The 25991-nt window shown below is 68.4% G+C and carries 23 protein-coding genes; 8 read left to right on the forward strand and 15 right to left on the reverse strand.

Annotation, left to right across the window (positions count from 1 at the left end):
• Positions 1 to 71 precede the first annotated feature (71 nt).
• The gene (locus tag BCO18175_RS24955) at positions 72 to 992 is read right to left on the reverse strand and encodes a LysR family transcriptional regulator (RefSeq protein WP_174985083.1); all 921 of its coding nucleotides are present in this window, start codon (positions 990 to 992) and stop codon (positions 72 to 74) included.
• An 80-nt stretch (positions 993 to 1072) separates the two neighbouring features.
• Between BCO18175_RS24955 and BCO18175_RS24960 the strand changes: the two genes are divergently transcribed.
• The gene (locus tag BCO18175_RS24960; RefSeq protein WP_174985085.1) at positions 1073 to 1996 is read left to right on the forward strand and encodes a carbon-nitrogen hydrolase family protein; all 924 of its coding nucleotides are present in this window, start codon (positions 1073 to 1075) and stop codon (positions 1994 to 1996) included.
• A gap of 78 nt (positions 1997 to 2074) precedes the next feature.
• Here the strand turns inward: BCO18175_RS24960 and BCO18175_RS24965 are convergent, their stop codons facing one another.
• Complete coding sequence (locus BCO18175_RS24965) at positions 2075 to 2761, reverse strand: helix-turn-helix transcriptional regulator (protein ID WP_174918605.1); 687 nt, start codon at positions 2759 to 2761, stop codon at positions 2075 to 2077.
• 73 nt (positions 2762 to 2834) lie between these two features.
• Positions 2835 to 3245 (reverse strand): VOC family protein, encoded by a 411-nt coding sequence (locus BCO18175_RS24970; RefSeq protein ID WP_174918604.1) that lies wholly within the window; start codon positions 3243 to 3245, stop codon positions 2835 to 2837.
• A 169-nt stretch (positions 3246 to 3414) separates the two neighbouring features.
• Here BCO18175_RS24970 and BCO18175_RS24975 point away from each other — a divergent pair, with 169 nt between their 5' ends.
• Positions 3415 to 3747, forward strand: coding sequence for an ArsR/SmtB family transcription factor (locus BCO18175_RS24975; RefSeq protein WP_069255800.1), 333 nt, complete (start codon positions 3415 to 3417; stop codon positions 3745 to 3747).
• Positions 3740 to 4204: an SRPBCC family protein gene (locus tag BCO18175_RS24980; protein ID WP_174985088.1), complete on the forward strand. Its 465-nt coding sequence runs from the start codon at positions 3740 to 3742 to the stop codon at positions 4202 to 4204. The genes BCO18175_RS24975 and BCO18175_RS24980 overlap by 8 nt, the downstream gene beginning before the upstream one ends.
• A gap of 96 nt (positions 4205 to 4300) precedes the next feature.
• Here BCO18175_RS24980 and BCO18175_RS24985 read toward each other — a convergent pair whose 3' ends face one another.
• The 6 genes from BCO18175_RS24985 to BCO18175_RS25010 form a co-directional block, all read right to left on the reverse strand.
• Positions 4301 to 5602: a THUMP domain-containing class I SAM-dependent RNA methyltransferase gene (locus BCO18175_RS24985; protein WP_174985091.1), complete on the reverse strand. Its 1302-nt coding sequence runs from the start codon at positions 5600 to 5602 to the stop codon at positions 4301 to 4303.
• Positions 5603 to 5768: 166 nt separating this feature from the next.
• Positions 5769 to 7892 carry a site-specific recombinase gene (locus tag BCO18175_RS24990; RefSeq protein ID WP_174985095.1) on the reverse strand — a complete coding sequence of 708 codons (2124 nt, stop codon included), beginning with the start codon at positions 7890 to 7892 and terminating at the stop codon, positions 5769 to 5771.
• Between the two features lie 474 nt (positions 7893 to 8366).
• Positions 8367 to 9092: a PqiC family protein gene (locus BCO18175_RS24995; RefSeq protein WP_174985098.1), complete on the reverse strand. Its 726-nt coding sequence runs from the start codon at positions 9090 to 9092 to the stop codon at positions 8367 to 8369.
• Entirely contained in the window at positions 9089 to 10708 is a 1620-nt protein-coding gene (locus tag BCO18175_RS25000) for an intermembrane transport protein PqiB (RefSeq protein WP_174985102.1), read from the reverse strand. Before BCO18175_RS25000 ends, BCO18175_RS24995 begins: the two co-directional genes overlap by 4 nt.
• Entirely contained in the window at positions 10701 to 11330 is a 630-nt protein-coding gene (locus BCO18175_RS25005) for a paraquat-inducible protein A (RefSeq protein WP_174913472.1), read from the reverse strand. The genes BCO18175_RS25000 and BCO18175_RS25005 overlap by 8 nt, the downstream gene beginning before the upstream one ends.
• Positions 11327 to 11992 (reverse strand): paraquat-inducible protein A, encoded by a 666-nt coding sequence (locus tag BCO18175_RS25010; RefSeq protein WP_174913469.1) that lies wholly within the window; start codon positions 11990 to 11992, stop codon positions 11327 to 11329. The genes BCO18175_RS25005 and BCO18175_RS25010 overlap by 4 nt, the downstream gene beginning before the upstream one ends.
• Before the next feature lie 258 nt (positions 11993 to 12250).
• Between BCO18175_RS25010 and BCO18175_RS25015 the strand changes: the two genes are divergently transcribed.
• The 4 genes from BCO18175_RS25015 (at position 12251) to BCO18175_RS25030 (ending at position 15487) form a co-directional block, all read left to right on the forward strand.
• Positions 12251 to 12811 carry a cytochrome b gene (locus BCO18175_RS25015; protein ID WP_174985105.1) on the forward strand — a complete coding sequence of 187 codons (561 nt, stop codon included), beginning with the start codon at positions 12251 to 12253 and terminating at the stop codon, positions 12809 to 12811.
• Positions 12812 to 12819: 8 nt separating this feature from the next.
• Positions 12820 to 13380 carry a YceI family protein gene (locus BCO18175_RS25020; RefSeq protein WP_174985108.1) on the forward strand — a complete coding sequence of 187 codons (561 nt, stop codon included), beginning with the start codon at positions 12820 to 12822 and terminating at the stop codon, positions 13378 to 13380.
• Positions 13381 to 13445: 65 nt separating this feature from the next.
• Entirely contained in the window at positions 13446 to 14027 is a 582-nt protein-coding gene (locus BCO18175_RS25025) for a YceI family protein (RefSeq protein ID WP_174985111.1), read from the forward strand.
• A 182-nt stretch (positions 14028 to 14209) separates the two neighbouring features.
• Entirely contained in the window at positions 14210 to 15487 is a 1278-nt protein-coding gene (locus BCO18175_RS25030; RefSeq protein ID WP_174913457.1) for an MFS transporter, read from the forward strand.
• An 18-nt stretch (positions 15488 to 15505) separates the two neighbouring features.
• On the opposite strand, the gene BCO18175_RS25035 is transcribed toward BCO18175_RS25030, so the two are convergent.
• The 6 genes from BCO18175_RS25035 to queA all read right to left on the reverse strand — a co-directional run bounded on the left by BCO18175_RS25035 (position 15506) and on the right by queA (position 23350).
• Entirely contained in the window at positions 15506 to 17068 is a 1563-nt protein-coding gene (locus tag BCO18175_RS25035) for a S41 family peptidase (protein ID WP_174985114.1), read from the reverse strand.
• Between the two features lie 206 nt (positions 17069 to 17274).
• On the reverse strand, positions 17275 to 18225 hold the full coding sequence (gene secF, locus BCO18175_RS25040) for a protein translocase subunit SecF (RefSeq protein WP_069247171.1): 951 nt from the start codon (positions 18223 to 18225) through the stop codon (positions 17275 to 17277).
• Positions 18226 to 18242: 17 nt separating this feature from the next.
• A complete protein-coding gene (gene secD, locus BCO18175_RS25045; RefSeq protein ID WP_174913451.1) occupies positions 18243 to 20267 on the reverse strand; it encodes a protein translocase subunit SecD in 2025 nt (674 codons plus the stop codon).
• A 106-nt stretch (positions 20268 to 20373) separates the two neighbouring features.
• Positions 20374 to 20697 (reverse strand): preprotein translocase subunit YajC, encoded by a 324-nt coding sequence (gene yajC / locus BCO18175_RS25050; protein WP_006476868.1) that lies wholly within the window; start codon positions 20695 to 20697, stop codon positions 20374 to 20376.
• Between the two features lie 233 nt (positions 20698 to 20930).
• Positions 20931 to 22118 (reverse strand): tRNA guanosine(34) transglycosylase Tgt, encoded by a 1188-nt coding sequence (gene tgt / locus BCO18175_RS25055; RefSeq protein ID WP_174985116.1) that lies wholly within the window; start codon positions 22116 to 22118, stop codon positions 20931 to 20933.
• Between the two features lie 161 nt (positions 22119 to 22279).
• Complete coding sequence (gene queA, locus BCO18175_RS25060) at positions 22280 to 23350, reverse strand: tRNA preQ1(34) S-adenosylmethionine ribosyltransferase-isomerase QueA (protein WP_174985119.1); 1071 nt, start codon at positions 23348 to 23350, stop codon at positions 22280 to 22282.
• A gap of 167 nt (positions 23351 to 23517) precedes the next feature.
• Between queA and recG the strand changes: the two genes are divergently transcribed.
• Entirely contained in the window at positions 23518 to 25872 is a 2355-nt protein-coding gene (gene recG, locus BCO18175_RS25065) for an ATP-dependent DNA helicase RecG (RefSeq protein WP_174985122.1), read from the forward strand.
• The last annotated feature ends 119 nt before the right edge of the window (positions 25873 to 25991 follow it).

Below are 25991 nucleotides of genomic sequence, written 5' to 3' on the forward strand. Positions count from 1 at the left end.
CCGGCTTCGATTCACGGGCAGCGTGACCGGACAGCGGGCAGGCCCGACCGGCGCAAGCCGCCGGGCCATTTTCAGGGTGCGACGAGATTCGCGACGCACGCGGCGATCGTGTCGCGTACGCGCACGATCGCCGGGTCGCGCTGCGTGCTCGTGCGCCAGCCGATTTCGACCGGGTAGTGCGGCAAGTCGACCGGGCATGCGAGCGCGCGCAGTGGTGTGGATTGCGCGATCGCGCGCGCCGCGTGCGCGGGAATCGTCGCGACCGCATCGGAGCCGGCGAGCAGGTACGGTAGCGCGGCGAAATGCGTGGTCGACGCCGCGACGCGCCGCTTGTGACCGAGCGTGGCCAGCGCCTCGTCGACGATCCCGATCACGCCGCCCGACGATACGAGCAGGTGGTCGCGCCGCAGGAAATCGGCGAGCGTGAGCGTGCGTGGCGCCCGCTCGCGGGCGGCCGGGTCGATCAGGCACGCATAGCCGCCCGTCGCGACCGCGCGCCGGCTGAGCCCGTTCGCCGAGAAGCCGCCTGACGCGATCGCGAGGTCGACGCCGTGGCGCAGCAATGCGTCGCCGGCGATGCCGCTGTGCGTCTGCCGGAAGATCAGCCGGATGCCGCCCGCTTCCCGCGCGACGGCGTCGATCAGCGCGCGGCCGAGCGCGATCTCGAAGTCGTCCGACAGCCCGATCGAGATCGTGCGGCCGATGCGGTCGCCGCCGTCGGCCGCGATCGCGAGGCTTTCGCGGCAACGGTCGAGCGCGTCGGACAGGATCGGCTTCAGTTCGTCCGCGCGCGGCGTCGGCGCGAGCCCGCGGCCGGTGCGCACGAACAGCGGATCGGCGTAGATCACGCGCAGCCGCGCCAGCGCCGCGCTCACCGCCGACTGCGTGAGGCCGAGCCGCAGCGCCGCGCGGCTTGCGCCGCCTTCCTCGTACAGCGCCTCGAACACCTTCAGCAGATTCAGGTCGAGGCTGGCGATATCATCCGCATTCATGACACTTATCGTTCTATCGATTTGATCGATGACATCATATCGATAAAGATGGCGTTACCCCATTCACCGGAGACGCCTTCATGTCCACGACAGTCATTGCCGCGCTGCAGATCGGCGCATCGCCCGCCGGCACGCGCGCCACGCTCGACACGATCCTCGGCTACGAAACCGCGATCCGCGACAGCGGCGCGTCGCTCGTCGTGCTGCCCGAGGCCGTGCTCGGCGGCTATCCGAAAGGCGAGATCTTCGGCACGCGGCTCGGCTACCGGCTGCCCGAAGGCCGCGACGCGTATGCGCGCTACGCCGCGCAGGCGATCGACGTGCCGGGGCCCGAAACCGACGAACTGGCCGCGCTGTCGCAGCGCACGGGCGCGAGCCTCGTGGTCGGCGTGATCGAGCGCGGCGGCAGCACGCTGTACTGCACGGCGCTGTTCTTCGATCCGCGCGACGGGCTCGTCGCGAAGCACCGCAAGCTGATGCCGACCGGCACCGAGCGGCTGATCTGGGGGCAGGGCGACGGCTCGACGCTGCCCGTCGTCGACACGGCCGCGGGCCGCGCTGGCGCCGCGATCTGCTGGGAGAACCACATGCCGCTGCTGCGCTGCGCGATGTACGCGAAGGGCGTGCAGATCTGGTGCGCGCCGACCGTCGACGAGCGCGACGTCTGGCAGAGCTCGATGCGGCACATTGCGCACGAAGGGCGCTGCTTCGTCGTCAGCGCGTGCCAGGTGCAGCCGTCGCCGCGCGCGCTCGGCATTGACGTGCCGGGCTGGGATCCGGAGCGGCCGCTGATCCGCGGCGGCAGCGTGATCGTCGGGCCGCTCGGCGACCTGCTGACGGAGCCGCTGATCGGCGAAGCCGGGCTCGTGACCGCGCGCATCGATACCGACGAGCTCGTGCGGGCGCGCTACGACTTCGACGTGGTCGGGCATTACGCGCGGCCCGACGTGTTCTCGCTGCACGTCGACGAGCGGCCGAAGCGGACGGTGGTGTTCGGCGGGTAGCAGCGGGGGCCGGGCGCCGCACGGCGGCCCCGTAACATGAACGGCGGCGGCGCGCGGCGCGCACGCCGTCGTGCCGCGTCAGCGCATCGGTGCTTCCGCGATCCGCATGTAGTCGGCGATCCGCCGTCCTTCCATGTCGGGAAACTGCTCGTGCACGATGATGTCGCCCATCCGCGCGATGTCGAAGGTCCGGAAATCGTCGCGCAGCTCGCACCACGCGCCGATCGTCCAGCGCCCGCCCCAGTAGACGAGCCCGAGCGGCCATACGCGGCGTTGCGAATGCGCGCCGAGCCGGTCGCGGTAGTCGAAGCTGACGACGTGGCGCGTGTCGATGGCCTGGTGGATCGCGTCGACCTTCGCGCAAAACGTCTCGTCGATGTGGAACGACGGCGCGAACACGGGCAGGCGGTCGAGCGCCGTACGCTTGTCGGCCGGCATGGCCGACGCGATCTTCGCGAGCGCCGAACGCGCGCCGCTCGCGAAGCGTGCACCGCCCCAGGTTTCGAGCATGCGCGCGCCGGTGGCGAGCGCCGCGAGCTCCTCGGCCGTGAACGTGAGCGGCGGCAGGCTCGCATTGCGGTTCAGCCGGTAGCCGATGCCGGCTTCGCCTTCGATCGGCACCCCTGACAGTTGCAGGTCGCGCACGTCGCGATAGACCGTGCGCGGCGACACCGACAGCCAGTCGGCCAGCTGCTGCGCGGTCGTGAGACGACGCCCGCGCAACAGCTCGGCGATCTGGAACAGGCGGTCGGCACGGCGCGTCATGACGGCACCTCGATTCCAACGGCAGTGGGGACTTCGCGATGATAGCGCCGCGCGCGCCCGGCGGCCGCTGCGCTCAGTGGCATTTCGGCGCGTGCAGGCCGACGCGGTTGCCTTCGGTGTCGATCAGGTAGCCGACGTAGCCGTAATTGTTCGGCAGCTCGACGACCGAGCCTTGCACGACGCCGCCCGCGCGCTTCGCGCGTTCGAGTGCCGCGACGACCGATTCGCCGGCGTTCAGGTAGACGAGCACGCCGTTCGCGCTCGGCTTCATCTGCTGCGGATCGAACACGATGCTGCCGCCCGTGCTCGATGCGTCGCGGTCGAACGTGGCCATCGGCACGCCGCCGATGACTGCGCGCTGCAGCGTCGTTTGCAGCACGGTTTCGTAAAAGCGGATCGCCCGGTCGAAATCGAGGGACGGAATGTCGAACCACGCGATCGCGCGTTCCAGGGTGACGGTGGAAGTGGCAGTTGCGGACGTCATGACGCGCTCCTTGTTGCGTTGTTGTTCAGGTTCGGTGCGGAAACCAGCGTTGCATTGCGCCGGGATTGCAGTGTGATCGCGCCCTGCTGACACCGTATTGTCAGTAGAGTTGTCACCCTTGACATGCAACTGTTTGGTTGCATAATAAGGTCATTGACCCGGGAGCGGCATGGATCTCGTTTTCAAGGCGCTGGCCGATGCCACGCGCCGCCAGTTGCTTGATTTGCTGCACGCGAAAAGCGGACAGACCCTGTCCGAGCTGTGCGACGGGCTCGCGATGAGCCGGCAGGCGGTGAGCAAGCATCTCGCGCTGCTCGAGGCCGCGAATCTCGTCGCGACCACGTGGCGCGGCAGGGAGAAGCTGCATTACCTGAATCCGGTGCCGATCCACGACATCGCGGAACGCTGGATCGGCAAGTTCGAGCGTCAGCGCCTGCAGGCGCTGGCGGATCTCAAGCGCGGGCTGGAAGCGGCCGGCGATTCTGGAGGCAACGATGAGTAATCCCGCCTTTGTGTACGTGACGTACATTGCATCGACGCCCGAGCGCGTGTTCGACGCGCTGACCAATGCCGAACTGACGAAGGACTACTGGGTGCGGCATCGCAACGCGTCGCCCGACTGGCGGCCGGGCTCGCGCTGGGAACATCAGGACTACGACGATCCGTCGCGCATCGACATCGTCGGCGAAGTGGTCGAGAACGATCCGCCACGCAAGCTGGTCGTCACGTGGCGCACGCCGTCAGGGGAGGGTGAGGAGTCGCGCGTGACCTATCTCGTCGAGCCGCACGAGGGCGTCGTGAAACTGACCGTCACGCACGACGGGCTGGTGCCGGGCTCGGAGATGGATCGCGGGATTCGCGGCGGGTGGCCGGTCGTGCTGTCGAGCCTCAAGACGCTGCTCGAGACGGGGCAGGCGCTGCCGTTCACGATGGGGCGCTGGGCGTGTTCGAAGCACTGAAACGAAACGCCGCCGTTGCCGCGGGTGCGGTAACGGCGGCGTTCCGGTTGCCGCGGAGGGGCCGCACCCGCGGCCCGATCGCGACGATGATGCGGATTACGCGTCGCCTTCCGGCGTGGCCGGGCGCGCCTTCACGCTACCGGCGATCAGGTCGAAGCGGAACAGCCGGCATTCGAGCGCGCCGTTGAACAGCGGCGTCTTCGCCGATTCGCGCAGCCGCAGCTGGCCCGGCAGCGAACGGTCGGACGTGAGCAGGAACGCCTGCCAGCCCGTGAAGCGCTGCTTCAGCGCATCGCCGAGCGCGTTGAAGAACTCGCTGTCCGGCGCGTCGGTGTGGGTGCGGCGGAATGCGTCGTCGTTGCCGCGGTTGCGGCCCGTCTCGCGCACCTCGCCGCGCGCGCTTCGGCCACGCACTTCGATCCGCTCGCCGTACGGCGGGTTCGCGAGGATGATGCCCGGGCCGTCGCACGGCGGCGTCATCCCGCGCGCATCGACCTGCTTGAGCCATACCGACGGCACGCCTGCGCGCTCGAGGTTTGCGCGCGCCTTCTCGAGCATGTCGCCGGAGATGTCGCTGCCGTACACGCCGAGCGCTTCGCCGCGTTTGCCGCGCGCCGCGCGCTTCGCGTCCAGCGCCGGGACCTTCAGCCCCTGCCACGCGGTGATGTCGTACTGCTTGAGTTTCTCGAAGCCAAACCGGCGCTCGACACCCGGCGCCACGCCGAGCGCGATCTGCGCGGCTTCCGCGAGGAACGTGCCGCTGCCGCACATCGGGTCGTACAGCGCCGTGCCGGGCGTCCAGCCCGTCAGGCGCAGGATGCCGGCCGCGAGGTTCTCGCGCAGCGGCGCCGCGCCCTTGTCGAGACGCCAGCCGCGCTTGAACAGCGGCTCGCCGGACGTGTCGAGGTACAGCGTGCATTCGCCCGCCGTCAGGAACGCGAACACGCGCACGTCCGGCGCACCGGTGTCGATGCTCGGGCGCGAGCCGGTCTTCTCGCGCATCCGGTCGCAGATCGCGTCCTTTACGCGCAACGTCGCGAATTCGAGGCTCTTCAGCGGCGACTTGATCGCGGTGATGTCGACGCGCAGCGTCTGCGTGGCCGCGAACCAGCGCTCCCACGGCTGCTCGAGCGCGAGCGCGTAGACGTCCTGCTCGTTGCGGTATGCGCGGTGCGCAATCTTCAGCAGGACCCGGCTCGCGATCCGCGAATGGAGGTTCGCGGCCATGCCGGCGGCCCAGCCGCCGCTGAAGTGGACGCCGCCCGGCACCTGCGCGCCCGCGGTGAACGGCGCGCCGTTCAGGTGGCGGCCGGCGATTTCGGCCAGCTCGGCGGCAAGCGCCGCTTCGAGGCCGCGCGGGCAGGGGGCGAAGAATTCGTACAGGGTGGGCGAGGACATAAGGCGGCTGAGGACGTGCAAAAGTCCACTATTGTACGCGGCGCGGGCGGCCGGGGCCGGCGTTGCGTCGCGTTTCGGTGCCGCGGCGCGGGCCCGGGCACCGCGCAGGCGTGCGCGGAGGCCGGCGCGGCGGCGCCCGGGCGGGCACCGCCATGCCGCCGCGGGCTCAGTGCGAGCCCGGCTGGCCGGCGCGCGCGGCCGGGCCGCTGCCCGGCCAGAACAGCGCGAGCGGATTCGCGAGCACCGTGCGGACGATCGCGGCGACGAGCGCACGCACCTTGGTCGGGCGCAGGCTGCGCGAGCGCACGGCCATCGTGAACGCGAGCGCGAAGCTCACGAGCACGTTGAGGATCGCCATGCTGAGCACGCCGGCGCCAGCCCACCACAGCTCGGGCGTGCCGAGCGCGTCCTTGCCCAGCACGCCGAGCGCGATCCCGATCGAACCGGCCGACAGCGTCACGTGCCGCACCTCGAACGGGAACATGAACACGGTGACGATCGCCGGAATGAGGCCGAGCATCAGGCCGAGGCCGACGTTCGCGACCACGCCGGCCACGTTCGAGCGGCAGAAGTGCGCGAGCTTCGCGGCACCGGCCGCGCCGAGCGTGAGGCGCAGCCGGCGGTTGTACGTGAGCGCGTCGCCGACCCGGTGCAGCACGAACCAGTTGTCGGCCCAGCCCGCGAGCAGGCTCGACGCCCACAGCAGCACGCCCGTCAGCGCCGCGTAGAGCGGCGTCGGGCCGAGCAGCGAGAACGAGTGCAGCGTCGCATGGGCCTTTTCCGGCGAGATCAGGTTCGCGTGCAGCAGGTTGCCCGCGAACAGCTGCACCAGCAGGCACACGGGCAGCACGACGAGCACGTTGCCGGAAATCGCGGCCGCCTGCGTGCGGATCAGCGCAATCACCGACGCGACGAACGCCTTCACGCCTTCCTCGTGGCCGGTGTCGTCGAGCTCGCGCGCGAGCGTCGGCGCGGTCATCGCAGGCTGCTTGGTCGCGAGCGTGAAGTGCAGGAAGTGCATCAGCATGAAGCTGGCCGCGTAGTTGACGCCCGCGAGCAGCCCTTCGAGCATCGACTGCAGGTGCGCGCCCGTGATCGCGAACTTCACGCATACGGTCACGACGGTGACGAGGCCGCCGCCCGCGGCCATCCGCAGCATCTTCAGGTACTCGGCGCGGCCGCGCGAGATGTAGTGCTCGCCGGTGTCCGCGTTGGTCTCGACCAGCTTGCGCGCGAACAGCGAGAAGTTGCTGCGCACGAGGTGCGACACGCTCTGGCTGTTGTGGTTCGCGTCGACGAGCTCGGCCGTCAGGTGCGCCATCCCGTGCAGGTCGTCGCGCGCCATCCACGCGTTCAGCAGCATCTCGGCGCGCAGGATGCGCATGCGCATCCGCTCGACCTGGAACACGATGTCGACCGACACGCCGTTGCGGTACAGGTGCGAGAACACGTCGTCGACGGCGATCCGGCATTCGTCGAGCAGTACGCGCAGGTAGTTCACCTCGTGCAGCAGCTTGCTCGGGTCGCCGCCATCCTCCACGGCCGCGTGCGCGGTCTCGACCGCGAGCATCGCGCGTGTGAGGCGGTAGAACGGCTGCGTTTCGAGCGGCTTGCGCGCGTCGTCGTCGGACAGCCGGCTGCGCACCGTCTGCGACAGGCCGGTCGAGCTGATCTGGCAGGTCAGGTTGTGCAGCGCGGCCAGCAGGTCGCGCGAGAACGAGCCCGGCTCGTGGCGCTCTTCGTCGGTGACGTCGAACGAGATCAGCTCGGCCAGGCGCGTGAGGAGATCGTCGGGCAGCGCGTCGATCCATTGCGCGTCTTCCGGCGTCGGGAACATCAGCGTGAAGAGCGCCGACAGCTCGCGGCGGTTCGGCGCGGGCGGGATCAGCGACGAGTCGATCCGCTCGAACAGCGCGCCGAAGAAGCCCGAGTGCACGGGCATGCCGGCGTCGCACAGGAGCGAGATGCCGTCGCACTCGCGCAGGATGCCGCGCAGGACGCGCGCGGCGTGCGCTTTCCATGCGGGATTGCGATCGAGCACGTGGAACAGGTAGCGCAACCGCGCATGGGCCGGATACGCGCGCACATCGTCGTCGCGATCGGCCGGCGCGTCCTGCGCGGCCTGCATCGTGCCAGTGCGGCGCAACCAGTGCGCGAGCTCGATCAGCCATTCGCTGCGCTCGGCGTACGACGCATCGGCGTCGGCGTGCGCGAGCAGCGCATCGAGCTGGTGACCGGCATTGCGCGACGCGCGCCACTTCTTGATCAGGGTCGTCAGGGAACGAAACATAAACGGAATAGCGAAAGCCCTCGGCGGGCGGGTTCGGGATGCCGGCCGGGGAAACGGCGCGGCGCCGGGGAGAACGGGTGAGACGGGGCCGGTTGCCGGACGATGCGCGGCGACCCGCGATGCGGCTGCCCCGCTGCGGTGCACGCCGATCGCGTGCGGGCGCCGGGAGGCACGGCGGTCGGGCCGAACGCGGCCCGGCGCCACTGGCTGGCGCGCACGACGAGCGGCGCGAGCCGGAAAGTGCGTAGGATCGTCAATCGGGCCGGAAAACGCAAGCCGACCGTATGGCATGGCGCCGGTTCCGGCGGCATTGACAAACAATGCAAAGTCGCCGTTTGGCCGATGCTTCGCGATGCGAGGCTGGCTGCGGCGCGGCAACGCCGACAGCGGTTGGCGATCGCTAGTGGACGCGCCGTGCCGGACGAAGCCGCGCGGGCGAGCGCGCCGTTGAGCGCTCGCCCGCGCGCCGCACGCTCATGCGCCGGACTTGCCCGTTGCGCCGGCGTTGCCACCGGAGGTCGGGTTGGCCGGGCACGGCACGACCGGTGCGGCGGCCGTCTTGCTGCCTGCGCCAGGCGCCGTCGCGGCTGCCGCGCCGCGGCGTGCGGCCATCGCGCGCACGCCGGCCGCGGCTTGCGTGGCAATCACGTCGAGCGCGCGCCGGTGGCCGGCGACCAGCGCGTCGTAGCCGTCGGCGACCGGTTCCGCGACGCTCGTGCGGCAGGTCATCACGGCCTGCGTGGCGAGCGAGCGCACGCTCCACACGGCGTCGACCGCCGCGCGCTTGCCGGGCCACGATTCGAAGCGCTGCACGTTCACGCTGATCCGATACACGGGCACGCCGGGCGGAGTCGCGGAATTCGCGACGTCGATCGTGCCGAGCTGCGTGGCGAGATCGTCCGACAGCGCGCGGCGGATCTCGTCGGCGGGCGGCGATGCCCAGCGTTCCTGCTCGAGCACGTCGACCTGCGCGGCGTTCTTCTGCACGACCAGCTGGTTCTTCGCGACCTGCTCGGGCACGCCGACGGACGGCACCTCGATCAGGAACGCCGGGTTGGCCGGCGCGGTGCGCAGCGGCGCCGCGGCGTCGGCCGGGCTGAGCGTGTAGAACCGCGCGGGCGGCGAGCTGCACGCGGCGAGCGCGAGGGCGGCGACAGCCGCCGCCGCGCCGCTCGCGAAACCGTTCACGCGTGTCGTCATTGTTGATCTCCTGGCTTGCCCTTGAGCAGCGATTCGGGGTGGCGCTCGAGGTAGTCGGCGAGCGCGTTCAGCGACTGCAGCGTGCGCGTGAGCTCCTTCAGCGCGCCGCGCACGTCGGACTGCAGCGGCGAATCCTGCTGCAGCGTCGCTTCGGCGGTCGAGAAGGTCTGCTTCGCGGCCGACAGCGTGTCGCGCGCTTCCGGCGCGACCTGCGTGTCGAGCTGCTTGAACAGCTTGTCGGCGTTCGACAGTGCGCTGTTCAGGTTTGCGCCGATCTGGTCGAACGGCACCTTGTCGAGCTTCTTCGCGATGTCGGCGACCTGCAACTGCAGCTCGTCGAGCGTGTTCGGCACGGTCGGCAGCTCGAGCGGCTGGCGCGCCGTGTCGATCTTCACGGTCGGTGCCTTCGGGAAGAAGTCGAGTGCGACGTACAGCTGGCTCGTCAGCAGGTTGCCGGTGCGCAACTGGCCGCGCAGCCCGTGCTGGACGAGCCGCTCGACGATCTCGCGGCGGGCCGGTTCGCCCTTGCTCTCGATCGTTTCGCGGAAGCGGCGGCCGAGGCGTTCCGGATACACGTTCATCGTCACCGGCATCAGGAAGTTCTTCGTCTTCGGATCGAAGTCGATGCCGATGTTCGTCACTTCGCCGAGCACGATACCGCGGAAGTCGACCGTCGCGCCGACGGCGAGCCCGCGCAGCGACTGGTTGAAGTTCATCACGACCTGCAGCGGCTGGCCGTCCGGGTCGCGCATCGCGTCGCCCTCGTCGGACGCGAGGCGGAACGTCGTGTTGTTCGGCGCCGTCGTGCCGGAGCCCTGGTTCGGCGGCGTCTGGAACGCGATGCCGCCGAGGATCACCGTCGCGAGCGACTGCGTGTTCAGCTTCAGGCCGCTCGAGTCGAGCCGCAGGTCGACGCCGCTCGCCTGCCACCAGCGCGAGTTCACGCCGACGTACTGGTCATACGGCGCATTGACGAACACGTTGAACGTGACGCCCGTGCCGTCCTTGTCGAGCGAGAAGCCGACCACCTGGCCGACCTGCACGCGGCGGTAGTAGACCGGCGAGCCGATGTCGACCGAGCCGAGCGAATCGCCGCGCAGCACGTATTGCGCGCCTTTCTGGTCGCCCGTGACGGCGGGCGGCGTCTCGAGGCCGGTGAAGTCGGTCAGCGTATCGTCCGAGCGCCCGGCGTCGACGCCGATGTACGCGCCCGACAGCAGCGTGCCGAGCCCCGACACGCCGGTCGCGCCGACGCGCGGCCGCACGATCCAGAAGCGCGAGCCCTTGACCGCGAAGTCCTCCGCTTCCTTCTTGAGCTGCACCTGGACGAGCACGCGCGACAGGTCCTTCGACAGCTTGATCGTCTTGACCATGCCGATCTCGACGTCCTTGTACTTGACCTGCGTCTTGCCGGGCTCGAGCCCTTCGGCGCTGTGGAAGCTGATCGTGATTTCCGGGCCGCGCTCGCGCACGGACTTGATCACGAGGCCGATGCCGATCAGCGCGGCGATCAGCGGCACGAGCCAGACGAGCGACGGCAGCCAGCCGCTTTTCGTCGAGATCGTCGGATCGGGCGGCCGGGGCGCGTCGTGCTGCGGGCCTTGTGGACTATTCATGGTGATTCCCTGAGGTTTCGACTGGATCCCAGATCAGGCGGGGATCGAACTGCATCGACGCGAGCATGGTCAGGATCACGACCGAACCGAACGCGAGCGCGCCGGGGCCGGCCGTGATGATGGCGAGCGAACGAAAATGGACGAGCGCGACGGTCAGCGTCACGACGAAGATGTCGAGCATCGACCAGCGGCCGATGCGCTCGACGATCCGGAACAGGCGCGTGCGCTGCAGCGGCCGCCAGGCGGTGCGGCGCTGCGCGCTGATCACTAGGATCAGCAGCACGCCGAGCTTGAGCATCGGCACGAGGATGCTCGCGACGAACACGACGACGGCGAGCGGCCAGTCGCCGGAGATCCAGAAATAGATGACCCCGCTCATGATCGTGTCTTCCTGCGAGCCGACGATCGACGCGGTGCGCATGATCGGCAGCAGGTTCGCGGGAATGTAGAGGATCGCGGCCGCGAGCAGCAGCGCCCATGTGCGCATCAGGCTGTTCGGCGTGCGGAAATGGAGCGCGCTGCCGCAGCGTGCGCAGTGTGCGTGCGGATGGTCGAGCGTCTGCACGAGGCCGCATGCGTGGCAGCTGGCATAGCCCTCGCGGGCGGCGGTCGGGATCGTCATCGGCGGGCGGCTTCCGGCAACGGGGCGGCATCGTCGGGCTGCCCGGGCGAGCGCCCGGCGCGCAGGTCGTCGGCGATGTCCCACAGCGTGCGCGGATCGAACATCAGCACGACGGCGATCATCAACGTGAGCGCGGCGAACGCGAACAGCGCGGCATCGGGAACGACTCTTGCGAGACTCACCATCTTCACGATCGTGACGAGGATCCCGAGCATGAACACCTCGATCATGCCCCACGGCCGCACGAGCTCGATCGCGCGCAGTACCAGGTTGAAGCCGGGCGGTACGACGCCGCGCCGTATCGGCAGCAGCAGGTACAGCAGCGCGGCCATCTCGACGAGCGGGAACAGCACGGTCGAGCAGAACACCATCACACCGACGATCGCCATGTCCTGGTGCCACAGCGAATCGATCGCGCCGATCAGCGTGGTCTGCACGCGGTTGCCGTTCACGTCCATTTCGAGGATCGGGAACGCCTGCGCGATCGTGAACGTGATCAGCGCCGCGAGCGCGAGCGCGCAGATCCGCTCGATCTGCGCGGCGCTGTTGCGATAGAGCAGCGCGTCGCAGCGCGGGCAGCGCGCGATTTCACGTCCACTCAGGCGCGGTTTGTGCAACAGTGCGTCGCACTCGTGGCAGGCAATCAGGTCGTTTCGTTGCATGAAAAAGGCAGTTGTGCGACGGCTGGGGGAACGCGTCGACGGGGCCGGAACCCGCGCCAATCTTACCAAAAGGCCTTTTTCGGCGTGTCAACGATCGCGTGTTCGGTGACTGATCGGTAACATGACAGGAAGCTGTCAGCCGGCTGGCGGGCCTGTCTTCAGAGTCCGCGCGCGTCAAAAGGTTGCGGTAGCATGGCGCCCTTGACAAGCGTCGGACGAATTGCCGGCGCGGCCGTTCGCTGAACTGAGGAATCCAAGATGGTATCGAAATCGCTGCCGGCCAGGCCGGTACGCTATACGCAGACGGCGATCGCGCTGCACTGGCTGATCGCGCTGCTGATCGTCTGCGCGTTCGCGCTGGGCTGGGTGATGACCGACATCCCCGGCTTCACGCCGACCAAGCTGAAATACTTCTCGTGGCACAAGTGGATCGGCGTGACGGCGTTCGCGCTGGCCGTCATTCGCGTGCTGTGGCGTGCGACCCACGTGCCGCCGGCGCTGCCGGGCGATACGCCGGCATGGCAGCGTGCGGCGTCGCACGGCGTGCACATCCTGCTGTACGTGCTGATGATCGTGATTCCGGTGACGGGCTACCTGTACAGCTCGGCGTCGAACATCCAGGTCGTCTACCTCGGCATCGTGCCGCTGCCGCGGCTGATCGATCCCGATCCGGTGCTGAAGGAAACCTTCAAGACACTGCACGTGTCATTGAATTACATTCTGCTTGCGCTCGTTTCGCTGCACGTGGTCGCGGCGCTCAAGCACCAGTTGTTGGACCGCGACGGCCTGCTGTCGCGGATACTCCCCTTTGCCAAATGAAGGATCCCATGAAAGTGTCTTTCTCCCGCTCCATGCTGACCGCGTTCGCCGCGGTGTCACTTGTCGCGTCGGGCGCGGCGCTCGCCGATGTCGATCTCGCGAAGAGCAAGGTGTCCGCCGTGTCGAAGCAGATGAACGTGCCGACCGAAGGCGCGTTCAAGAAGTTTTCCGCGCAGGTGAAGTTCGATCCGGCGAAAGCCGCGCAGGGCAGCGCCCAGATGACGATCGACGTCGGGAGCTATGATCTCGGCGACAAGATGTACAACGACCAGGTTGCCGGCAAGGACTGGTTCGACGCGAAGGCGTATCCGCAGGCGACGTTCGTGTCGTCGGCGATCGCGCCGGCGGGCGGCAACAAGTTCAACGTCACCGGCAAGCTGACGATCAAGGGCAAGTCCGAGAACGTCACGGTGCCCGTCACGGTCACGCAGAGCGGCGCGACGCAGACCTTCGACGGCGTGCTGCCGATCAAGCGCTCGGCGTTCAACGTCGGCACCGGCGAGTGGAAGGACACGTCGGTCGTCGCGGACGACGTGCAGATCAAGTTCCATCTCGTCGCCACCAAGTAAGCGGCGGGCTGTCGCCTCACCTGAATGCCGCGCGAGGGCGCGGCGCCGTTCCAAGGAGAAAGAGTTTGAAAAAGCAACTGATCATCGCCGCAGGTGCACTGGCAGCATCGCTGTCGTTCTCGGCCTTCGCCGAAAGCGTCACGTACCAGTTCGACCCGAGCCACACGTACCCGAGCTTCGAGGCTGACCACATGGGCGGCCTGTCGGTCTGGCGCGGCAAGTTCGACAAGTCGAGCGGCAGCGTGACGCTCGACCGCGCGGCGAAGACGGGTACGGTCGACGTGACGACCGACGTCGCATCGATCCAGACCGGCAGCGCGAAGCTCGACGAGCATCTGCAGACGGCCGAGTTCTTCGATGTCGCCAAGTTCCCGCAGGCGAACTACAAGGGCGCGATCAAGTTCGACGGCGACAAGCCGGTGTCGGTGGTCGGCAACCTGACGCTGCATGGCGTCACGAAGCCGGTGACGCTGAAGATCGATTCGTTCAAGTGCATGCCGCACCCGATGCTCAAGCGTGAAGTGTGCGGCGTCGACGCCGTCGGCGAATTCGACCGCAGCGATTTCGGCCTCGACTACGGCAAGCAGTACGGCTTCAAGATGAAGACGAAGCTGCTGATCACGGCAGAAGCGCTCAAGCAGCAGTAAGCCCGCCGGCCGGGCCGGCCTTCGCGCCGGCCCGCCGCGAGCCCGCCGCCGCGTTCCCGTCAGGGGGCGCGGCGGTTTTTTTTGCGCGCCTATAATCGCCCGAGCGCCGTGCGCGGCGCCGGGCAGGCCGACGGCGCGCGCGGCCGCCTCGAACAGAACGTACAACGACAAGGAGATCGCCGATGCATGCCGTCACGCAGTCCCGTTCCATTGCCTCGTCGCCGCGCGTGTGGCGCGCGGTGGTCGCCGCGTCGATCGGCAACGCGCTCGAGTGGTTCGATCTCGTCGTCTACGGCTTCTTCGCGGTGACGATCTCGAAGCTGTTCTTCCCGGCCGGCAACGACACCGTGTCGCTGCTGCTCACGCTCGGCACGTTCGGCGTGTCGTTCTTCATGCGTCCGCTCGGCGCGATCGTGCTCGGCGCGTATGCCGACCGCGAGGGCCGCAAGGCCGCGCTCACGCTGTCGATCCTGCTGATGATGGCCGGCACGCTGATCATCGCGGTGCTGCCGACCTACGAGACGATCGGCGTCGCGGCGCCGGTGATTCTCGTTGCCGCCCGGCTGATGCAGGGCTTCTCGGCCGGCGGCGAGTTCGGCAGCGCGACCGCTTTCCTCGCCGAGCACGTGCCGGGCCGGCGCGGCTTCTTCGCGAGCTGGCAGGTCGCGAGCCAGGGGCTCACGACGCTGCTTGCCGCCGGCTTCGGCACCGTGCTGAACGCGCAGCTGTCGGCCGCGCAGATGGCGTCGTGGGGCTGGCGCGTGCCGTTCTTCTTCGGCCTGCTGCTCGGGCCGGTCGCGTACTACATCCGCACGAAGGTCGACGAGACGCCCGAATTCCTTGCGGCGGAAAGCACCGCGAACCCGCTGCGCGACACGTTCGCGTCGCACAAGGCGCGCCTCGTCGCCGCGATGGGCGTGGTCGTGCTCGGCACCGTCGCGACCTATCTCGTGCTGTTCATGCCGACTTACGGCGTGAAGCAGCTCGGCCTCGCGCCGTCGGCCGCGTTCGCGGCGATCCTCGTCGTCGGCGTGATCCAGATGGCGTTCGCGCCGCTCGTCGGCCACTGGTCGGACACCTACGGCCGCGTGCGCGTGATGATCGCGCCGGCCGTCGGCATCCTCGTGCTGATCTATCCGGCGTTCGCGTACCTGGTTGCCCATCCGGGCTTCGGCACGCTGATCGCGCTGCAGGTGCTGCTCGCGTTCCTGATGACGGGGTACTTCGCGGCGCTGCCAGGTTTGCTGTCCGAAGTGTTTCCGGTGCAGACGCGCACGACCGGGATGTCGCTCGCGTATAACGTCGCGGTGACGATCTTCGGCGGCTTCGGGCCGTTCATCATCGCGTGGCTGATCAAGGCGACCGGAATGAAGACCGCGCCGAGCTTCTACCTGATGTTCGCGGCCGTGCTGAGCCTCGTCGCGCTGGTCGTGCTGCGCCGGCGGTTCGGGTTCCGGTAACAGGGCGGGCGGCGCGCGTCAGTTGCCGGCGCGCTCGCACACGGGCTGCGCCGGCATCAGTTGCGGCCTGGCTTCGACAGTCTGCACGGGGCGCCCGGCGAGCGCCGCAAGCGCCTGCCTGAGCTGCCAGTCGGTTGCCGTGCCGAACACGCGCTGCGGCAACGCCGCGCTTTTCGCCGTAACGATTTTCGCGAGCGCACGCTGCTCGCGCAGCTTCTGCCGTTCCTTGCGCACCTTCGCGAACGGATCGGGCGCCAGCCGGTCCGCATACGGCGCGCGGGGGAGATCGGCCTCCCGGTACCACAGCAGCACGCCGTCGACGTCCGAGTCGCGGCGCGGCGGCACGAGCCAGTCCGGCACGACGCCGTAGCCATCCATCGGGCAGCCGTTGGGCCGCAGGTTGCGCGCGAACGTGAAATTCAGGCGCGTGCCGTCGATCAGGTCGACGCCCGTCTGCGCGAGCCCCTTCCCGTAGGTCGGCATGCCGAGCAGCTTCGCGCGGCCGAGATCCTTCAGCGCCGCCGCGGTCGCTTCGGCGGCCGACGCGCTCTGTCCGTCGACGAGCACAACGAGCGGCACGGTGCGCCACCAGTCGTCGGCCTGCAGCGGCGCGAGCGGATCCTGGCCGTGCATGACCGGCAATTCATAGTCGGGCCAGTTGGTCGTGTAGCGGCGGCGGTTGGCGTCGCCGCGCTCGACCGTCACCATCGCGGTGCGGTCGCGTCCCGCGAACAGCGCGGTGATGCCGATCGCCGCATTGAGCGCGCCGCCGCCGTTGATGCGCAGGTCGAGAATCACGCCTTTCACCGGCGGGCCCGCGCGGCGCGCGGCCTGAACCGCGTCGATGTAGTCGCCGACCGCCGGTTCCGGAAAGCTCGACAGCCGCGTGTACAGGATGTCGCCGTCGAGCCGTTTCGCGGTCGCCGGATGCGGCTTGAGGATCGTCCGCACCGGCGCGAAGTTCAGTATCGCGTGCGACGGGCCGCGCTGGACCGTGAGCTTCAGCGGCACGCCCGCATCGCCCTTGGAGAGTTTGGTCAGGTCGGCCGCGTCGATGCCGACGACGCTTGCATCGTTCATCGCGACGACGAGATCGTCGGCGCGCACACCGGCCTTTTCCGCGGGCGCGTCGGGAATCACGTCGACGATGTGCAGCCCGTCGGGCCGCGTCTCGAACACGATGCCGATGCCGGGCGTGCCGTCACGCGCGCGCCGTTCGTCGTCGCGCCGCTCCTGCTCCTCCTTCGCGTCGAAGAAGCGCGCGTACGGCAGCGTCTTGATTCCCGCGTGGGTCGTTGCGTCGAGCAGCGCGCCGATGTCGACGTCGGTCAGGTGCTGCCGCTTCAGGACTTCCACCGCCGCCTTGAGCTCGCAGATCTGCGGCTCCCAGTCAGGCGGGCAGGGTGAAGGCGGTCGGGCGGTGGTGGGCGAAGAGGCTGGGGGTTCCGAAGCGGCGGATGCGGAAGCGGGCGGGGCGGACGCCGGCTGTTGCGCACCGACGGACGACGCGCATGGCAGGAGCGCGGCCGTGACGGCGGCGCAAACGGCAAGGCGAACAACGACACGCGTGGGAGGCATCATCGGGACCGCACGTTTGAACGGAGGGCGAAGGTGCTGTCCCGCCGACGCATGGCCGGCGGGCGGCGCGGCGAGACGGTCACGATTGTAGCCGACGCGCGTGACGGGGCAGGGCGAGCAGGCTGCGCGATGTCGGTCGGGTGGCGCGGGCATGAAAAAAGCCGGCCCAACCGGGCCGGCTTTTCGTCGATGCCGAAGCAGCGTGGCGCTTAAACCTGCGCGCCTGCGTTCGGATCGTCCGGATCGTGCGCGGACTTCTTTTCCTTGATCAGGTCTTCGCGCTTGATGCCGAGCCACATCGCGAGCGAACCCGCGACGAACACCGACGAGTAGATGCCGAACATGATGCCGACCGTCAGCGCGAGTGCGAAATAGTGCAGCGTCGGGCCACCGAAGAAGAACATCGACAGCACCATCATTTCGGTCGACGTGTGCGTGATGATCGTGCGCGACATCGTGGTCGTGATCGCGTGGTTGATCACTTCCTGCACGCTCATCTTGCGTTCGCGGCGGAACGTTTCGCGGATCCGGTCGAAGATGACGACCGACTCGTTGACCGAGTAGCCGAGCACCGCGAGGATCGCCGCGAGCACCGCCAGCGAGAACTCCCACTGGAAGAACGCGAAGAAGCCGAGAATGATCACGACGTCGTGCAGGTTGGCGATGATGCCGGCCACTGCGTACTTCCACTCGAAGCGGAACGACAGGTAGATCACGATGCCGATCACGACGCACGCGAGCGCGAGCAGGCCGTCGGTCGCGAGCTCCCGGCCGACCTGCGGGCCGACGAACTCGACGCGCTGCAGCGTGACGTCCGGGCTCTGCGCCTTCAGCGCGCCCATCACCTGGTCGCTCTGCTGCGCGGACGTGAGGCCTTCCTTCAGCTGCAGGCGGATCAGCACGTTGCGCGACGTGCCGAAGTTCTGCACCTGCGCGTCGGCGTAGCCGAGCTTGCCGAGCGTCGCGCGCACGGGTTCGAGTTCCGCGGCCTGCTGGTACTGCACCTCGATCACCGTCCCGCCGGTGAATTCGACGGACAGGTGCAGCCCGCGATGGAACAGGAAGAACACGGCGGCGAGGAACGTGACCAGCGAGATCACGTTGAACACCAGCGCGTGCCGCATGAACGGAATGTCTTTACGGATGCGGAAAAATTCCATGATTCGTCTCCGGGGCCTTATTGGGTCGAGCCCGGTTTCTTCGGCGACACGCCTTGCTGCGCGCGATTGCGCAGCTGCGGCTTGCCGGCGGCGCGCGGCGCGTTGCCCTTCGCGGGCGCGGCGAGCTTCGCGGCGCGTGCGGTGTCGGTCGATTCGTCCGCGTCGGAGAACGATGCGGCGGCAGCGGCGCCTTCCGGCTTCCACACCTGGCCGATCGCGAGCGACTTCAGCTTCTTGCGGCCGCCGTACCAGAGGTTGACGATCCCGCGCGAGAAGAACACCGCGGAGAACATCGACGTCAGGATACCGAGGCAGTGCACGATCGCGAACGCGCGAACCGGGCCCGAGCCGAACGCGAGCAGCGCGAGGCCGGCGATCAGCGTCGTGACGTTCGAGTCGAGAATCGTCGCCCACGCATGCGCGTAGCCGGCCTGGATCGCGGTCTGCGGCGGCTGGCCCGCGCGCAGTTCTTCACGCACGCGCTCGTTGATCAGCACGTTCGAGTCGATCGCCATACCGAGCGCGAGCGCGATAGCGGCGATACCGGGCAGCGTCAGCGTCGCCTGCATCAGCGACAGCACGGCGACGAGCAGCAGCAGGTTCACCGACAGGCCGATCACCGACACGACGCCGAACAGCATGTAGTACGCGATCATGAACACGGCGATCGCGCAGAAGCCCCAGATCACCGAGTGGACGCCCATCTTGATGTTGTCGGCGCCGAGGCTCGGGCCGATCGTGCGTTCCTCGATGATGTCCATCGGAGCAGCGAGCGAACCGGCGCGCAGCAGCAGCGCGAGGTCGGCCGCGGCCTGCGGCGTCGGCTGGCCCGTGATCTGGAAGCGGTCGCCGAGTTCCGACTGGATCGTCGCGACCGTCAGCACTTCGCCCTTGCCCTTCTCGAACAGCACCATCGCCATCGGCTTGCCGATGTTCTCGCGCGACACCGCGCGCACCGAGCGGCCACCCGCCGAATCGAGGCGGATGTTGACTGACGGACGCTGGTGATCGTCGAAGCCGGCCGATGCATCGATGATGCGGTCGCCCGTGAAGATCACTTCCTTCTTCAGCAGCACCGGCGCCTGGTTGCCCTGCGTGAACAGCTCTTCACCCGGCGGCACCGGGTCGTTCGGGTTCGGGTGCGTGTTGATCGGGTCGGCGAGGCGTGCTTCGAGCGTCGCGGTGCGGCCGATGATGTCCTTCGCCTTCGCGGTGTCCTGCACGCCCGGCAGCTCGACGACGATGCGGTCGCTGCCCTGCTGCTGCAGGATCGGCTCGGACACGCCGAGTTCGTTCACGCGGTTGTGGAGCGTCGTCAGGTTCTGCTTGAGCGCGGCGTCCTCGACGGACTTCTGCACGGCCGGCGTGAACGTGCCGACGACCTGCGTGCCGCCACCGCCGGGCTGGGTCGCCCATTGCAGTTCGGTGATCGACAGCGCGAGCACCTTGCGGGCGTCTTCCGCCGTCTGCGCATCGCTGAAGTTGACGACCACGGACTGGTCGACGCGGCTCACGCCACCGTCGCGGATGTTCTTGTCGCGCAGCAGCGTGCGCGCGTCGGACGCGTCGGAATCGAGCTTCTTCGTCAGCGCGCCCGTCATGTCGACCTGGAGCAGGAAGTGGACGCCGCCACGCAGGTCGAGGCCGAGATACATCGGCAGTGCGTGCAGGGCAGTCAGCCAGCGCGGCGACGCGCTCTGCAGGTTCAGGGCAACGACGTACTGCGGATCGTTCGGGTCGGCGTTCAGCGACTTCTGCAGCAGGTCCTTGACGCGCAGCTGCGTATCGGTGTCCTTCAGGCGCACGCGGATGTTCGCGTTGGTCGCCGTGTTCTCGAAGGTGACGTCGTCCGGCGTGATCTGCGCGGACGCGAGCGCCGATTCGACCTGGGTCAGCGTGGTCGAGTCGAGCTTGACCGTGGCCTTGCCGCTCGACACCTGCACCGCCGGCGCTTCGCCGAAGAAGTTGGGCAATGTGTATAGAAGGCCGATGGCGAGCGCCACGACCATCACGACATATTTCCAGAGTGGATAACGATTCATGAGGGAGCCGAACGGGTGGTTGGCGTGAAAGCGTCGCGTCCGGCGCCGCGGCGGCCCGCTCTCTCAGGCGGGCACGGCGCGGGGAGCCGGACGCTCGGTGAAGGGCTTACAGCGACTTGATCGTGCCCTTCGGCAGAATGGTCGTGACCGCAGCCTTCTGCACGGTGATTTCGGTGCCTTCGGCGATCTCGACGCCGATGTAGCCTTCGGTGACCTTCGTCACCTTGCCCACGAGGCCGCCGCTCGTGACGACTTCGTCGCCCTTGGCCATGGCCGCGAGCATGTTGCGATGCTCCTTCTGACGCTTCATCTGCGGACGGATCATGATGAAGTAGAGCACGGCAAACATCAGGATGAGCGGCAGGAAGCTCATCAGGCTCGATTCGGCGCCACCGGCACCTTGGGCGAACGCGTTGGAAATGAACGGCACGTTGGTCTCTCCGTAAGGGAAGATCGAAAAATAAGCCGGTTATTCTACCACCGGCCCCATGCGCAAACGGATCGGCAAATGCGCTTTCGGATCAAGCTGTTAAAGCGCGAACCGGTACCGTTGCGACTTGTTTGGAAAGGTAATTGTAATATTTGGCGGTCGGGTTCGACAGTTGGGACGCGTTATTTAGTACACGTCCCATGTGACGGGCCGCAGTGCGGGCGGCCCGTCCGTCAGTCGACCCCTCTGGCCCGATCCTCCGCGAAGCGCTGGCGGAACGCGTCGAACGTGTGGGTCTCGATCGCTTCGCGGATCTCGCTCATCAGCTGCAAGTAGTAGTGCAGGTTGTGGATCGTGTTCAGCTGCGCGCCGAGGATCTCGCCCACGCGGTGCAGGTGATGCAGGTAGCCGCGCGAGAAGTTCTGGCACGTGTAGCACGTGCAGCTCGCGTCGAGCGGCTTCAGCGAGTTCTTGTGCGTCGCGTTGCGGATCTTCACGTCGCCGAAGCGCGTGAACAGCCAGCCGTTGCGCGCGTTGCGGGTCGGCATCACGCAGTCGAACATGTCGATGCCGTTCGCGACGCCCTCGACCAGGTCTTCCGGCGTGCCCACGCCCATCAGGTAGTGCGGCTTGTTGGCGGGCAGCTTCGGGCCCACGTGGCGCAGCACGCGCATCATGTCTTCCTTCGGCTCGCCGACCGACAGCCCGCCGATCGCGAGGCCGTGGAAGCCGAGTTCCGCGAGGCCCGCGAGCGATTCGTCGCGCAGGTCCTCGAACATCCCGCCCTGGACGATCCCGAACAGCGCGTTCGGGTTGCCGAGCCGGTTGAACTCGTCGAGCGAGCGCTTCGCCCAGCGCATCGACATGCGCATCGAGTCGGCCGCTTCCTTGTGCGTGGTCGGCACGCCGTTGGTCGCATACGGCGTGCACTCGTCGAACTGCATCACGACGTCGGAGTTCAGCACCTTCTGGATCTGCATCGACACTTCCGGCGACAGGAACAGCTTGTCGCCGTTGATCGGCGACGCGAACGTGACGCCGTCCTCGGTGATCTTGCGCAGGTCGCCGAGCGAGAACACCTGGAAGCCGCCCGAGTCGGTGAGGATCGGCTTGTTCCAACCCATGAAGCCGTGCAGGCCGCCGTGCGCGTCGATCGTGTCGAGGCCCGGGCGCAGCCACAGGTGGAACGTGTTGCCGAGGATGATCTGGGCCTTGATCTCGTGCAGCTCGCGCGGCTGGATCGCCTTTACGGTGCCGTACGTGCCGACCGGCATGAAGATCGGCGTCTCGACCACGCCGTGGTTGAGCTTCACGCGGCCGCGGCGCGCATGGCCGTCGGTCGTCAGCAGTTCGAATTCGAGCCCGTTCGCCGGGCGGTCCTGCACGGGGGCGTGCGTATCGTGGGATGAACCTTCGGTCATCGCGTCATTCTCCTCGCTACCGGAAAACAGTCCGGCGCATGTTGGAAACGCCGCCGGAAGACCGGCGGCGGTGAAAAAGCGGGTGCGCGCCATCGTAGCGCGCAGTGGGCAGGGCGTCACCGCGCACGGCAATTTCTTGCGGTGCGCGGCACGTGCGTCGCTTATACGGCGTCGGCCGTCTCCGGCGCGTCGCGCCGCGTGAGCAGCATCGCATCGCCGTAGCTGAAGAAGCGGTAGCGTTGCTCGATCGCGTGCCGGTACGCGGCGCGGATCGTCTCGACACCCGCGAACGCGGACACGAGCATCAGCAGCGTCGACTTCGGCAGGTGGAAGTTCGTGACGAGCCGGTCGACCACGCGGAAACGATAGCCGGGCGTGATGAAGATGTCGGTCTCGGCCTGCGTGGCCGCGAGCGGGCGGCCCGCTTCGTCGGCCGCGCGCGCGGCGGCTTCGAGCGCGCGCATCGACGTCGTGCCGACGGCGATCACGTTGCCGCCGCGCGCACGGGTCGCGGCGATCTTGTCGACGAGCGACTGCGGCAGGTCATACCACTCGCTGTGCATCTTGTGCTCGGCGATGTTGTCGACGCGCACCGGCTGGAACGTGCCGGCGCCGACGTGCAGCGTCAGCGTCGCGCGCTCGACACCCATCGCGTCGAGCCGGTCGAGCATCGGCTGGTCGAAATGCAGACCGGCCGTCGGCGCTGCAACCGCGCCCGGGTTGCTCGCGTAGACGGTCTGGTAGCGCGTCTCGTCGGTCGCGTCCGGATCGTGCTCGATATAGGGCGGCAGCGGCAGGCGGCCGTACCGCTCGATCAGGTCGAGGCACGGCTCGGGGAAGTTCAGCGTGAAGAACGGGTCGACGCGCTCGCCGACGGTCACGTCGAACGCATCGGCGAGCCGCAGCGTCGTGCCGGCGCCCGGCGACTTGCTCGCGCGGATCTGCGCGAGCGCCGTGTGCGTGCCCGTCACGCGCTCGATCAGCACCTCGATCTTGCCGCCGCTGGCCTTCTGGCCGAAGAAACGCGCCTTCAGCACCTTGGTATCGTTGAAGACGAGCAGGTCGCCGGCCGCGATGCACGACGGCAGCTCGGTGAAATGGCGGTCGACCAGGCGCGCGGGCGCGACGGTGCCGTCGACCTCGAGCAGGCGGCTCGCGGTGCGATCGGGCAGCGCGGTTTGTGCAATCAGCTCGGGCGGCAGATTGAAATCGAAATCGGAAAGCGTGAACATGCGGGCTGGTTCGAAGCGGCCGGCGGGCGTCGCCGGCAGGGCGGAAACGCGTAAATGGGGCGCGCGAGCCGCTATGATGACGGGATGCGCGGCCTGGCCGGCGTCGTTCGTTCGGACGACGTGAAAGCCGCTATTGTACTTGCCTTGCGAAGCACCCAGACGATCCGATGCCTGTGTCACCACGCCGTTCCCCCGCCGCCGTTGCCGATTCCGCCGATCCGTTCGACGCGGAGGATGTCGCGCCGCCCGCGCAAAGCGCGGGTGAGCGTGGTTCCGCCGAGCGCGCCGTGCCGCGCCGTGCCGGCCCGAAGCGTGGTGCCGACGGCAGGCTCGCGCAGCCGGCCGCCGCCGCGCCCGATGCCGATGTCGATGTCGATGTCGATGTCGACGGCGCCGCGGCGAGCGACGCAGCGGGCGCGGCCGGCGCGAAGCGTAAGAAGAAGCCGGCCGCCGACAAGCCCGTGAAGACCGTCGACAAGCTCGCGAAGCTCGGCCTCACGCGCTCGATCGATCTGGTGCTGCATCTGCCGATGCGCTACGAGGACGAAACCACGCTCACGCCGATCGGCGAGCTGCTGCCTGGCGGCATCGCGCAGGCCGAAGGCGTCGTGTTCGACAACGAGGTCGCATACCGGCCGCGCCGCCAGCTGGTCGTGAAGATCCAGGACGACGACGGCGAGCACCTCGTGCTGCGCTTCCTGAATTTCTACGGCTCGCAGGTCAAGCAGATGGCCGTCGGCCAGCGCCTGCGCGTGCGCGGCGACGTGCGTGGCGGCTTCTTCGGGATGGAGATGGTGCATCCGGCGGTGCGCGTCGTCGAAGCCGATGCGCCGCTGCCGCAGGTGCTCACGCCCGTCTATCCGAGCACGGCCGGCGTGTCGCAGGCCTATCTGCGCAAGGCGATCGAGAACGCGGTCGAGCGCACGCCGCTGCCCGAGCTGCTGCCGCCCGAGATCCAGCGCGACTACCTGTTGCCGCTCGACGTGCCGACGCTCGAGCAGGCCGTGCGCATCCTGCACCACCCGCGCATCGATTCCGACGAAGCCGCGTTGATGGACGGCTCGCATCCGGCGTGGACGCGCATCAAGTTCGAGGAGCTGCTCGCGCAGCAGCTGTCGCTCAAGCGCGCGCACGAGGAGCGCCGCACGCGCGCGGCGCCCGCGATGCCGCGCCACGCCGCGAGCGATGCCGGTGCGCTGACGACGCGGCTCTATGCGGCACTGCCGTTCACGCTGACGGGCGCGCAGGCGCGCGTCGTCGACGAAATCGCGAACGACCTGACGCTCGCGCACCCGATGCAGCGCCTGCTGCAGGGCGACGTCGGCAGCGGCAAGACGGTCGTCGCGGCACTGGCCGCCACGCAGGCGATCGACGCCGGCTACCAGGCCGCGCTGATGGCGCCCACGGAAATCCTCGCGGAACAGCACGCGCGCAAGCTGCGCGCGTGGCTCGAGCCGCTCGGCGTCACGGTCGCGTGGCTCGCGGGCAGCCTGAAGGCGAAGGAGAAGCGCGCGGCGATCGAGGCGGCCGCGCTCGGCACCGCGCAGCTCGTGATCGGTACGCACGCGATCATCCAGGACACGGTCGAATTCGCGCGGCTCGGCCTCGTGATCGTCGACGAACAGCACCGCTTCGGCGTCGAGCAGCGGCTCGCGCTGCGTGCAAAGGCCGCGAACGCGGCCAACGGCGCGCGCGACTTCCAGCCGCACCAGCTGATGATGTCGGCCACGCCGATTCCGCGCACGCTCGCGATGACGTACTACGCGGATCTCGAAGTCTCGACGATCGACGAGTTGCCGCCGGGCCGCACGCCCGTGCTGACGCGCCTCGTCGGCGATGCGCGGCGCGAGGAGGTGATCGCCCGCGTACGCGAGGCCGCGTTGACCGGGCGCCAGGTGTACTGGGTGTGCCCGCTGATCGAGGAGAGCGAGACGCTGCAGCTGCAGACGGCCGTCGAGACGTACGAGACACTGGCCACCACGCTCCCGGAGCTGAAGGTCGGGCTCGTGCACGGGCGGCTGTCGCCGGCCGACAAGGCGGCCGTGATGGAAGCGTTCACGCGCAACGACGTGCAGCTGCTCGTCGCGACGACCGTGATCGAGGTCGGCGTCGACGTGCCGAACGCGTCGCTGATGGTGATCGAGCACGCGGAGCGCTTCGGCCTCGCGCAGCTGCACCAGCTGCGCGGCCGGGTCGGGCGCGGCACCGCGGCGTCGGTGTGCGTGCTGCTGTACACGGGGCCGCTGTCGCTCACGGGCCGCGAGCGGCTGAAGACGATGCGCGAGACGACCGACGGCTTCGAGATCGCACGGCGCGACCTCGAGATCCGCGGCCCCGGTGAATTCCTCGGCGCACGCCAGTCGGGCGCGGCGATGCTGCGCTTTGCGAACCTCGAGACCGACGGCTGGCTGATCGATCCGGCCCGCGAAGCCGCGACGCGGCTGATTGCCGCGTATCCCGAGATCGTCACGCAGCATCTCGCGCGCTGGCTCGGCGCGCGGGAGCAGTATCTGAAGGCCTGATCCGCGGGTCGGGGCCGGATTTGAAACCGCCGTTTGAAGCATTCCGATGCAGAGAAACTTGGCGAACCGGTGCCACAGGGTGTATAAATTAAACCTATCGCCTGTATATCTCTGATTGA

It is taken from the genome of Burkholderia lata, from assembly GCF_902499335.1.
GTDB classification, from domain to species: domain Bacteria; phylum Pseudomonadota; class Gammaproteobacteria; order Burkholderiales; family Burkholderiaceae; genus Burkholderia; species Burkholderia lata_B.